Genomic DNA, 11,753 nt, shown 5'->3' with positions numbered 1-11,753 from the left:
CCGCCCGCGATCAGGCCGAACGCAGCATTGATATGTGGGCGATGCCATCTTCATAGAACGCCTCACCGAACTGGATGAAGCCAAGCCCCTCGTAGAAGTTTTTAAGATACAGTTGGGCATTCAGAAAAATGCCCTTACCCGCAAAGCTGTCTTCGCAGGATGCAATGGCCTGCAACATCAGTTTACGGCCGATCCCCTGCCCGCGCAAATCCGGGCTGGCAACGACACGCCCGATTGCAGGATGTTGCCCCTGTGCGGAATGATCGGGATCAATACCCGGTGCCACAATGCGCGCGGCTGCCACCACCCTGCCATCAAGCAACCCCAGAACATGCTGACAAATCGGGTCCAATCCATCGATATCGGGAAAAAGACATTCCTGTTCGATGATGAAAATCTGTTGCCGTAATTGAAAAAGGTCATGGACCAGACGCGGCGTCATATCGTCAAAGGCACAATGAACCCATTGCAGGGGTGATGATGAGGCGGACATGGCGGCAACTTTCATTTCCGGACGTGGCGGGCGCGGTTCTTGTGGTTATTTCGCGGCCAGATTCTCGATATGATAGATAAACACATCATCCTCTTGTGTCGATGACAACAGGCGGTTTCCTGTCATATCGCAAAAGGATTTCATATCTGCAACCGATCCCGGATCAGTCGCCAAAACCTTTAGAACGCCGCCTACCGGCACATCGCGCAACGCCTTCTTTGCCTTCAGTACTGGCATCGGACAAATCAGTCCACGGGCATCAATAACAAGGTCGAAAGGGTCTTCTGGAGTAAACGACATGAAAAACCTTATAAAAATCGGGATAATCATCGCCAATCCGTGAATTGGCGATTGTTGCATTTGCACAATATGTTAGACTGATTTTCCAGAATCAATCAAACGCTGATGCCCGCCCGCAATGCAAATCTATCTGCCTATTGCCGAGATGTCGGTAAACATTTTTCTGATATTGGGGCTTGGCGGCGGCGTCGGATTTTTGTCCGGATTGTTCGGCGTTGGCGGCGGATTTCTGATCACGCCGCTTTTGATTTTTTACGGAATCCCCCCTGCAGTATCGGTTGCCACCGCGGCAAACCAGATCGTAGCATCCTCTGTTTCCGGGGTTTTTGCCCATTGGCGACGCGGCAATGTCGACCTTAAAATGGGCCTCGTGCTGCTTGCGGGTGGTATTGCCGGATCGACCGCCGGGGTTTGGGTCTTTGCATGGTTGCGTTCCCTGGGCCAGATCGATCTGGTCATTTCGCTTTGCTATGTGATCTTTTTGGGGATCATTGGCGGTATGATGCTGATCGAAGCATCGCGCGCCATTTTCCGTACCCGACGCCGCGGCGGGCAGCTCCGCCGCACCAAAAAGCACCAGCACAGCTTCGTGCATGGTCTTCCATTTAAAATGCGGTTTTATCGCTCGGGCCTTTATATCAGCGCATTACTGCCGCTTCTTGTCGGGCTCTTTGTCGGATTATTGACGGCTCTGATGGGGGTTGGTGGCGGGTTTGTCATGGTTCCGGCCATGATCTATATCCTCGGCATGCCGACCAGTGTCGTTATCGGGACGTCGCTGTTCCAGATCATTTTCGTGACGGCAAACGTCACCTTCCTGCAATCAATCCAGACACAGACCGTCGATGTCGCCCTTGCCATCCTTCTTTTGATTGGCGGGGTCATCGGGGCGCAATTTGGCGCGCAATTCGGATCGCGGCTTAAGGCAGAGCATTTGCGCGCAATGCTGGGGCTTCTGGTACTTTCGGTTTGCCTGAAACTTCTGTTCGATCTGGTGATCACGCCGACCGAACTGTATTCCGTCGCGCCGGAGAATTTGTAATGCACAAATCGGGCGCGATCATCCACACACTGCTTGCCGTTGCTGCGGTGCTGGCCGTGGCCCTGCCTGAACGCGCGCGCGCCGAAGCACTGGTAGTTGATCTTTCCAACCACCTGGTCGCCATTACCACCGGCTTTACCGGCACCAATGTTCTGTTGTTTGGTGCCGTGCAAAGCGAAGGCGATGTGATCGTGACGGTCAAGGGTCCCGATCAGGATATGGTCGTGCGGCGCAAGGAACGGAAAGTCGGCATCTGGGTCAACAGCGAAAGCGCCACATTCCGCAATGTGCCCGCCTATTATGCCAGTGCGTCGAACCGGCCGATGGAAATCATCGCCAATTCCCAGCTTTACAACGATTACCGTATCGGGCTTGAACATCAACGCTTTGTCACTGAAATAGACGACAAGGATCGCAACAGCAGCGATTATCGAGATGCCCTGCTGCGCAACATGCGCGCGGCCGGCCTTTTCAACCAGCGCCCGGCCAAAATCAGCTTCCTGTCCAATCAGCTTTTCCGGACCGATATCCATTTTCCGGCCAATACCCCGACCGGTACCTACACCATCAATGTCTATCTGATCCGTGACGGACGCATTGCCAGCGTTAAAACAACGCCGCTGGTCGTATCAAAAACCGGTGTAAGCGCAGAAGTTTATGACTTCGCACATCGTTATTCGGCACTTTATGGCATCATCGCCGTCATCATTGCGATCGGTGCCGGCTGGATCGCAAGCGTCGCCTTCCGGAAACGCTGATCCGGGCCCTAATCTCCAATTGAACGATTGCACACCTTACATCTTCCTTTGATGATTTTCGCACATGCACCATCGCGTTTTGCAGTTGCGTAAAGATATTTTCTTTGTCGGAATGCTTGAAAAATAGCTTGGAAACCGGGCCTGAATTACGGCAAACTTTGTCTGTCCGGCTTGATTGCGCCTCGCCCCGCACGTTGGTGCCCATTCACCCCGGAACCCATTTTATTCAGGACAGGACGACATGAATTCATTTGATGCCGACCGCGAACTGCGCGCTGCCACCACGGATCGCACGTTCCTTGTTGTGGTCGACGATAGTGACGAAATGACCAAAGCGCTTCGCTATGCCTGTCGCCGTGCACAGCATACCGGGGGGCGTGTCGCACTGCTAAGCGTCATTCAACCTGCTGAATTCCAGCACTGGATGGCTGTTGGCGATCTGATGCAGGAAGAAGCGCGCGAAAATGCAGAAACACGCGTCAACGAACTGGCCGCCTATGTCCATGAACAGACCGGCTCCATGCCACTTCTGTTCATTCGCGAAGGACGCCTGAAAGACGAACTTCTGAATTTGCTCGACGAAGAAGAACAGATTTCCATTCTGGTTCTGGCCGCTGGCACCAACAGTGATGGCCCCGGCCCACTGATCACCGCATTGACCAACCGGGATGTGGTCGGTCAATTACGCCTGCCATTGACCATTGTGCCCGCAGCCCTGTCAGAAGCCGATATCGACGCGCTTAGCTGATCGCACGCCAGACAACGCAATAGCCCGGCTTTTTGCGTATTGATCAACAGGCTTATCAAACGGCGCGATCTTCAAGGAAGTTCATATAGGTTTCAAACGATGACCGTTGCCCGAACAGGACATGGGCACGATTGCGAATGGCCTGTGAAACCACCGAACGTCGCCTTTTATCTGTTGCCAGTGTTAGGGCGGTTTCAACGTAATCCGCCGAATGATAGGCAACGCAATCAAAAACCGAAATCTGGCGATAGCAGGTATGGCTACGCCGTGAGCGTGCGCCCTTGCCCGGCAAGGTCACCAGCGGCACACCAAGACCAAGGCAGTCAAACGCCAGCATCGCATCGTTCCATGCCGGACTTTCAAGAACCACATCCACCGCACACAGCAGGGAATGAAGATCTGCACGACTATGCACCGAAACAAACCGCATGCGTCCGGCGACATCGGCATAGTTAAGAGCAAACCGCCGCCCCCATGCCGCGTCCCAGCTATCGCGCTCAGGCGCGATCAGCAAAAGTTCGGCGGTTTCATCCAGCCGCAGGATTTCGGCAATCAGCGGATCAAAATCAGCCGTCAGAACATCAAGCGGCTGCGGGCAAAGATAGGTATTCCGATCCTGATCAATCCGCCAGCGGCGCTGCAAATCGCCCGGCGACAAGGTGATCTCATCAGGCCGTGTTGCATTGACAAACAATCCGGGCAGACGGATCAATTCCTCGCTAAAGCGGGTTTCACCGCCCGCGGTTTCCCAATCCTCGGCAATCAGGTGGCAGTCAATATTTGCAAGCCCGGTCGTCGCAGCAATCCCGCCACCGGCAATTTGCAACGGTGCCAGACGCCAGCTTGCCAGCAACATCGTATAAGCATCGGCCTGTGGATCGGCATAATGCAAAACGTCAAGGTCAAGGCCCGCAATCACGCGCGCCGAATGCAACGGATCAAGCGGCAATGGCACCACCAGATCGGCCTCGGCGTCGATGCGGGCGGTAATGTCATCCTCGCCCAGTGGCGGACGGATAACCGTAATATCAAAACGGTCCCGGTCAATCGCCCGGACCAGCCCCGCAATCCATCGACCAATACCATTATCGCGCATATTGGCCGATACAACGCCAAGCCGTACCTTGCCACCTTTTGGCCGGGTTCGCGCCGCAACATGAGGCACGTCATAACCTGAAACCAGCCGTTCCCAATAATGACCAACTGCACGCAATTGTGCATCGCCTTCGGGACGAAGGGCCGCACGCCATACTGGCGGGAACCGTGTCAGGGTAATCGGATCGATCAGGTCACTTTGGCCAAGATCAAGGTCCAGATCATCGTCATCAAGCGTATCGTCGAGAAGATCACGAACAACTTCGTCATTCTGGGCTGCCAGATCGGCCGGAACTGGCGCAAACAGCAATCGGCGGGCCGTTCGGAACAACGCCGTATTTTCCCCAATCGCAACCTTGCGATCAATGGCGTTCTGCAAAACCGATTGGGCCGATGCCGCATCACCTTCTTCCGCCAGTTCGACCGCAAGACGGAACACGGCGTCATCGCCACCACCCGCACCAATCGACGCCCCAAATCGCTCGACGGCTTCGCTGTGACGTCCGGCAAGGCTTAATGCCTCGCCCATCATCAAAAGAAGTTCGGGATCGTTGGGATTTGCATGCAAAAGTGCTTCAAGCGCACCAATCGCCTCGGTCCCCTGCCCGGTTCGCAAATACAACAGTGCAAGCGTCCGCCGCGCCCCGGCATCCTGCGGATCAAGTGCCAGAACCTGACGCAGGCAATGCAGCGCCCCGGCAAACTGCCCCAGTCGGAAAAGCGCATCGCCATAAGCCGTCAGGGCCCGCTGATGTCCCGGTTGCAACTCAAGGGCACGCAAAAGGGGTTCGGATGCCGAAACCGTTCGTCCCTGATCAAGCCGGATCTGCCCCATAAGCACAAGTGCATTGACGATATCATCACGCAGCCTGAGCGCGGTTGTGCAGGATGCCTCTGCCCCGGCGATATCCCCCATGGCATACTGGCATGCCCCAAGATTGGCATGAATTTCGGCAACATCGGGTGCCAGTCGAAGGGCCAGCATGTAGTTTTCATGCGCCAGTTCAAGTTCATCAAGCTGGCGATAGGTATTGGCGATATTGCAATAAAGTGCGGGGGAATCCGGGCATAGGCGAATCGCGCGCTTGAACGCACCAACGGCTTCGCGCAATTTTCCGACTGCCTTTAACGCCTGCGCATGGTCGTGCTGGATTTCGGCGTTATTGGCGTCCGCGATTGCAGCCCGGCCCATGCGTTCGGCAGCAATATCACCATTGCCCTGTTTCATCGCCACCAGGCCGGCCAGATGCATGGCTTCTGCCGCCTGCGGATAGGCAAGCGTCATCTTGCGGCAGGCGCTTTCTGCCTCCGCCAGTTGACCCGTTTCAAACAGGTCGATTGCAAACCGGAACATCTCGCCAAGATCAGACAAGGATCGTATCGCCACCCGAGAGTTTATTTAATGCGCCACCATAGGCGCCAAGCGTTAACAAACCACGTCTTTGCCACAAAATATGGGCTCTGACTATGGCAAGCACACACAAAAAACCACCCGGCCTGACAAGACCGGATGGCAAAGTTTGTCATCATGCCAAAAAGCATGATGCGGGGGTTATTCATCAGTCCTCGAGGCTGAAGTAGCGACCGAAACGGTTGGCAAGGAAATCATCAAGCGAAACCTGCTCCTGCCGGATATATCCCTTGCCCGCCAGTTTGCCGGTCAGGACCATATCCATCACCGCACAAAGCCCGGCCGACGTCGTGATCTGGATCGCCGACCAGTTCCTGCCACCGATTGCCGTGCCATGAACCTTGCGGATAAAGTTTTCCTCGCAAAGCTCGCCATCGCGGGTACCAATTGCATCGGCAAAAATCACGATCACGTCCTGACTTGTGATCGGCAGCGACTTTTCAAAGATCTCCTTCATCAGATCGGGGCGCTTGCCAAGCCCAAGGTCTTCGATCAGGATTTTCAGGATTTCCTGATGCCCGGGGTAACGCACGGTCTTGTAGTCAAGGTTTTCGACCTTGCCTTCCAGCATGTCACAAAGCGCACCGACCCCGCCCGATGTATTGAATGCCTCGTATTCGGTGCCATCGATGGTGAAACGCTCATATCCTTCAAGCGGCAGAACCTCGATCCGCTTGCCCTTGTGGATGGCTTCGCACGGGTTCAGATATTCGTTGATCAGACCATCCGTCGACCATGTCAGGTTGTATTTCAACCGGTTGGTCGGGTTTTGCGGCAGGGCACCGACGCGCAGGCGCAGGTTCTGAACGCTATCAAACCGCTTGAACAGATCATGTGCCGCAATCGAAATAAAGCCCGGTGCCAAACCACATTGCGGCACAAACGCCCCATCGGCATCCTTGGCAATATTACGAATGGCACGGGTGGTTTCAACATCTTCGGTGACATCAAAATAAGATGCCCCAACACTGCGCGCCACACGCGCAATCGCGACATTAAGGTAAAACGGACAGGTTGACAGGATTGCATCATGGCCTTTGGCCACTTCCGTCAATGCCGCCTCGTCGGTGACATCAACCTTGACCAGCGTTGCCGCATCATCCTTGGCACAAATTTCAAGCATATGCCCGTTGGAATCCGCCAGCGTCACCGCATATTCGCCACTTTCACGCAGCATGACAGCAGCAATACGACCGATTTTACCTGCCCCAAGGATCAGAACTTTTTTCATTTCAGCAAACTCCCATTTTGACGCCTTTGACCGCATATGATGCGTGGCCCCGCCTGATTACGGCCCTGATAACGTTATTGTTATGCTGTCTTGATGGTCTTCCGCTGGACTGCCGGTTACAACCCGGCGATACTGTCATTTCTCATGATTTAACCGTTAAAATCACGGGCTACACCGATGAAACGCAACATTGACGACATTGATCGCCGCCTGATCGCCCGGCTGCAACAAAACGCCCGCACCCCGATTGCGGCCCTTGCGCGTGATGTCGATCTGTCACGAAGTGCTGTTCAGGAACGCCTTGAACGCCTTGAAAAGGCAAAGGTCATAACCGGATACACAATACAGCTTGGCGAACAAGCACGTGCGCTTTTGCTTGCCGAAGTCATGATACAGGTCGAACAGAAACAGTCTGCCGGGGTGGTCGGCGCGCTTCAGAAAATAACCCACTGCATTCGGTGCCTTGCGATTTCCGGTGAATATGACCTGATCGCCGAAATTGCCGCCGACACATCCGAAGAACTTGATACCGTTCTTGACCAAATCGGGGCCTTGCCCGGAATTAAACGCACGGCAAGCTCAATCATCCTTTCCACGAAATTTGATAGACGATAAACTGCCCCCGGGTTGGGGAGCCTCTGTTCGGGAATTTTCAAAAAATTGGCTGAAAAACGCAGATATTCCGTCCTGACTGTTCTGCTTGCCGGGTTTTCTGTCACCAGCATTCTTGGTGTCGGTATTGCCCTTTATGTCGGACTTGGGGCCGCCTATCAAAACACCCGCAACCTTTGGGTCATGCTTAGCGATCTGGACCTGACATCGGTCCAGCGAACCATGCATGAACGGATGGACAATGTGGGTAAACGTGCGGTCTGGGTCGCCGATCAGGTGGCAAGTGGCGCTCTGGATCCAAGCTTTCAGTATGGCTGGAACAATGCGATGCGCGCGCTTTCGGCGTCGCAAATCGATGTGATGGCCTATGGTCTGATTACCGGCGACCGCCAGTTTATCGGCTATAATCCCGAAAATATGAGCGAAATCCGCCGTACATTGCCCAGCGATGATGTTATTTTTTCAGAACTGGCGCATTTGCGCGGACCAACGGTTAATCACACCGGTTTTCCACGATGGGACCCCTATTTCAAGCAGACAGTGATTGCTGATTGGATTCCATTGTTTGCGGACGGCCGCTACGTCGGAACATTCATCCAGTATCTGTCACTGTCAAACCTGTCCAACAGCCTTATCCGTGGGCGCGAGGACTTGCCTGGTGTTCCGTTTATCCTGATCGCCGGAAACCGTGTCATGGCCCATCCACGTCTTCGTGAATGGGGCGATAGTGCTGCATCGGCACTGGTAAATGGCGCGGATATAGCACGCAGCCCTATTCCCCTTCCGACGATCAATGATATCGGCGATCCGGTTCTGGCCAATATCGGCAAGTCCGAGTCCATTGATATTGGCGATGAAAGCAAAAAACGCCCCGAAGCCAAAAACCTTCGCCTGTCCGGCCTTGATCTTGATGGCCGCTATTCGATGATCGTCACCAAACAGATGATGAATACCCCCTTCTCGCCGATCATCATCGGGATCCATTTCGAAGAAGAACTGTTTGATGACGAATGGAACAGACTGGTTCTGGCATCGGTGATGGGGGGGACTGTTTTGCTGCTATCGATCATCGTTGCCGTGATCATTGCCCGTCACTTTACCAAACCGATCCGCCGTTTTGCCGCCGCCGCCCGGGCATTTGAGGAAGATGGCATCGAAAACCACGATTTCCCCGACCTTAAAGGCAGCCGTATTCGCGAATATGATGATGCCGCACGATCATTCAATCACATGATCAAGGCCGTCCATGACCGCGAACGGATCAGCAGCCTGTTTGGCAAATTCCTGCCGGCCTCCATTGCCCGCAAACTTCTGGCATCGGGAACCGATTCCGGGGTTCTTCCGCCGCAGCAGTGCGAGGCAACTGTCCTGTTTGTCGATATCGAAGGCTTCACGACATTATGTGAAGAACTTGAACCGCAACAGATCATCTCGATGCTCAATGCCTATTTTGATTGCGCGACCGGCATTATCGAAGAACATGGTGGCATCATTACCCAGTTCCAGGGTGACGCAATTCTTGCGGTATTTAACGCCTTTGATGAATTGCATGACCATGCCGATGCGGCCCTTGATTCGGCCATCGCCATTCAGCATGCCGTCAAAACCCGCCAGTTTGACGGACTTTCCATTCATTGCCGCTGCGGGGTGAATACCGGGCGCATGATCGCCGGGAATGTCGGTGCAAGTGCCCGCCTGTCCTTTACCGTGCACGGCGATGCCGTCAATACAGCATCGCGGCTTGAACGGGAAAACAAGGAACTGGGAACCCGCATCCTTCTATCAGACAGCACCCGCGATCTCCTTTCCGATCCCGAGCGGGTGGTAAAAGCCGGACAAATCCAGTTGCGTGGCCGTCATACCGAAACTCTAATCTATACCTGCCGGAATTGACCCGCGCGATATGCTTTTCATTGCGTTCAATCATCAGTAAGCTTTGCCGATAACCCGGAAAAACAAACCGGGCCATTGGGGGCATACGGGGAATATGATGACCAAACGCAGGGGGCGTTTTTCGATACTTGGCGTATTGCTGGGCGCGTTTTTTATGACCAGCGTACTCGGTGTGGGGCTTGCACTTCGCCTTGGCCTTGATACGGCTTATGACAACACCCGCAATCTATGGATTGCGATGACCCATGCCGACCTGAAAGACGCGCAAAATGCCATGCGCAACCGGATCGAACGGATGCAACGCCGCAATATCTGGGTCGCCCGCGAAGTGGCAAATGGCGATCTTTCACCCGATGACACTGCCATCTGGGACAATACCCTGGCGGCCCTTGTGACCAATGAACTCGATGTGACCGCCATCGGGCTTCTGATGCCCGATGGTCGTTTCCGGTGGTACGATCCAAAGACGGACAGGACTGTCTCGCGCCAGGCCGATCCCCAGGAAGACATCATCGCCCGATCCCTGATCGCCTTTGGCCCGGGCCAAAGCATCACGCAGTTTCCACGCTGGAACAGCCTGGTCAATCAGGTCGTGATCACCGAAATGATCCCGCTGTTTCAAAGGGGGGAATATATCGGATCGCTTGTGCAGCTTGTATCACTTGGCGATTTTTCACGCGATCTGAAAACGGACCCGACAGAGGCCGGACGCACGCCATTTGTCATCGTCAATGATCATGTCATTGCCCATCCCGCCTTGCCCGACTGGCACCAGTTGCACCCGCCCGCAAATCTTGGAACCGATGATGTTCTTGGCGTCCTGCCCCGTATCGACGACCTTGCCGATCCGGTTCTTGCACAGATGGACCAGTGGCAGACATTTGATTTCAACGACGGCCGAACACCTGATGGAACCAATGGTTCGACGGCCTCGGCACTCGAAACCGCGGGCGGATACCACGTTATCATCACCCGGAAATTTGAAGAATCGGCGGGTCTTCCAATTGTAATGGGCATGCATTTTGATCCGACCGTTTTTACCCGCGAATGGGAACGCCTGAAGCTCGCGACACTGATCGGAACGGCAATCATGGTTCTTGCGATCATACTGGCCGTCATGATCGCGCATTATTTCACGCGCCCGCTGAAACGGTTTTCCGCCGCAACAAGGCAACTTGAAACCGGCATGCTTGACGATCTGCCGATCCTACCCGGCAGCCATATCATCGAATTTAACGATGCATCACGATCATTCAACAATATGGCCATCACCCTGCGTGACCGCGAACGCATCGGACGGCTGTTTGGCAAATTCCTGCCAACGGCCATCGCCCAGCAATTGCTGGCCTCTGACGATGACACCGGCAACATCCAATCCCGCCAGTGCGAGGCATCCATCCTGTTTGTCGATCTGGTCGGCTTTACGACCCTAAGCGAAAAGATCGCCCCGCAACGGATCGTCACCATCCTGAATGCCTATTTTGCCAAGGCAACGGCAATCATCGAACAAAATGGCGGCATCATTACCCAGTTCCAGGGCGATGCCATCCTTGCCGTGTTCAATGCCTTTGACGAAGTGCCCGATCACGCCGATGCGGCGGTCCGCACGGCTGTGGCCCTGCAAAAACTGGTTCACAATGATCTTTTTGACGGCGAAGAACTGCGCTGTCGTTGCGGGATCAATACCGGCCTGTTGGTGGCGGGCAATGTCGGCGCACCGGATCGGCTGACATTTACCGTGCATGGCGATGCGGTCAACAGTGCCGCCCGACTGGAAGCCAAAAACAAGGAACTGGGCACACGCATCCTGATCGCAAGCACCACATTCGATCAGCTTTCAGACCCGGCCCAGGCCCGCCTTGCCGATGAAATTCTGCTGCGCGGACGCAGCGAAACAACTGCTGTCTATACCATTCCGATAGATGGCATTGATTAAGAAAAGGGTTGGCAAGCCGCAAAACACAAAACGCCGCATTGGATAAACCGATGCGGCGTTTTGTAAAACCTGAGAGAACAAGGTACCGGGAATTAACCCTGGCGCGCCTTGAAACGCGGGTTCTTTTTATTGATCACGTATACGCGGCCACGGCGGCGCACGATACGGCAGCCTTTTTCCCGCAGCTTCGCGGATTTCAATGAGTTCCGGATCTTCATAATAGTAAACCTTAGA

Annotated in this window: 11 protein-coding genes; 6 read left to right on the top strand and 5 right to left on the bottom strand. The window is 54.5% G+C overall.

The window, feature by feature from the left end:
* Nucleotides 1–10: 10 nt before the first annotated feature.
* Nucleotides 11–493, bottom strand: coding sequence for a GNAT family N-acetyltransferase (locus IT971_RS08605; RefSeq protein ID WP_065702201.1), 483 nt, complete (start codon nt 491–493; stop codon nt 11–13).
* Between the two features lie 45 nt (nt 494–538).
* Complete coding sequence (locus IT971_RS08600; RefSeq protein WP_196871206.1) at nt 539–823, bottom strand: sulfurtransferase TusA family protein; 285 nt, start codon at nt 821–823, stop codon at nt 539–541.
* A gap of 88 nt (nt 824–911) precedes the next feature.
* Here IT971_RS08600 and IT971_RS08595 point away from each other — a divergent pair, with 88 nt between their 5' ends.
* The 3 genes from IT971_RS08595 (at nt 912) to IT971_RS08585 (ending at nt 3,341) form a co-directional block, all read left to right on the top strand.
* Nucleotides 912–1,835, top strand: coding sequence for a sulfite exporter TauE/SafE family protein (locus IT971_RS08595; RefSeq protein WP_007089996.1), 924 nt, complete (start codon nt 912–914; stop codon nt 1,833–1,835).
* Complete coding sequence (locus IT971_RS08590; protein ID WP_037988521.1) at nt 1,835–2,593, top strand: TIGR02186 family protein; 759 nt, start codon at nt 1,835–1,837, stop codon at nt 2,591–2,593. Before IT971_RS08595 ends, IT971_RS08590 begins: the two co-directional genes overlap by 1 nt.
* Nucleotides 2,594–2,834: 241 nt before the next feature.
* Nucleotides 2,835–3,341, top strand: coding sequence for a universal stress protein (locus tag IT971_RS08585; protein ID WP_037988523.1), 507 nt, complete (start codon nt 2,835–2,837; stop codon nt 3,339–3,341).
* Between the two features lie 55 nt (nt 3,342–3,396).
* Here IT971_RS08585 and IT971_RS08580 read toward each other — a convergent pair whose 3' ends face one another.
* Both IT971_RS08580 and IT971_RS08575 read right to left on the bottom strand, forming a co-directional pair.
* Nucleotides 3,397–5,808, bottom strand: coding sequence for a tetratricopeptide repeat protein (locus IT971_RS08580; protein WP_063092894.1), 2,412 nt, complete (start codon nt 5,806–5,808; stop codon nt 3,397–3,399).
* Nucleotides 5,809–5,995: 187 nt separating this feature from the next.
* Nucleotides 5,996–7,078 (bottom strand): saccharopine dehydrogenase family protein, encoded by a 1,083-nt coding sequence (locus IT971_RS08575; protein ID WP_063093038.1) that lies wholly within the window; start codon nt 7,076–7,078, stop codon nt 5,996–5,998.
* A 177-nt stretch (nt 7,079–7,255) separates the two neighbouring features.
* On the opposite strand from IT971_RS08575, the gene IT971_RS08570 reads away from it, so the two are divergent.
* The 3 genes from IT971_RS08570 to IT971_RS08560 all read left to right on the top strand — a co-directional run bounded on the left by IT971_RS08570 (nt 7,256) and on the right by IT971_RS08560 (nt 11,519).
* Nucleotides 7,256–7,693, top strand: coding sequence for an Lrp/AsnC family transcriptional regulator (locus IT971_RS08570; protein ID WP_037988527.1), 438 nt, complete (start codon nt 7,256–7,258; stop codon nt 7,691–7,693).
* 45 nt (nt 7,694–7,738) lie between these two features.
* Entirely contained in the window at nt 7,739–9,583 is a 1,845-nt protein-coding gene (locus IT971_RS08565; protein WP_063092893.1) for an adenylate/guanylate cyclase domain-containing protein, read from the top strand.
* A gap of 154 nt (nt 9,584–9,737) precedes the next feature.
* The gene (locus IT971_RS08560) at nt 9,738–11,519 is read left to right on the top strand and encodes an adenylate/guanylate cyclase domain-containing protein (protein ID WP_158526648.1); all 1,782 of its coding nucleotides are present in this window, start codon (nt 9,738–9,740) and stop codon (nt 11,517–11,519) included.
* 92 nt (nt 11,520–11,611) lie between these two features.
* Here the strand turns inward: IT971_RS08560 and ykgO are convergent, their stop codons facing one another.
* A complete protein-coding gene (gene ykgO, locus IT971_RS08555) occupies nt 11,612–11,737 on the bottom strand; it encodes a type B 50S ribosomal protein L36 (RefSeq protein WP_007090004.1) in 126 nt (41 codons plus the stop codon).
* Nucleotides 11,738–11,753: the final 16 nt, after the last annotated feature.

Origin of the sequence: Thalassospira sp. B30-1, assembly GCF_015767575.1 — a bacterium.
GTDB classification, from domain to species: Bacteria; Pseudomonadota; Alphaproteobacteria; order Rhodospirillales; family Thalassospiraceae; genus Thalassospira; species Thalassospira xiamenensis.
Note: the sequence above shows the minus strand (reverse complement) of the source record. Positions and strands in the feature narration are given on the sequence as shown.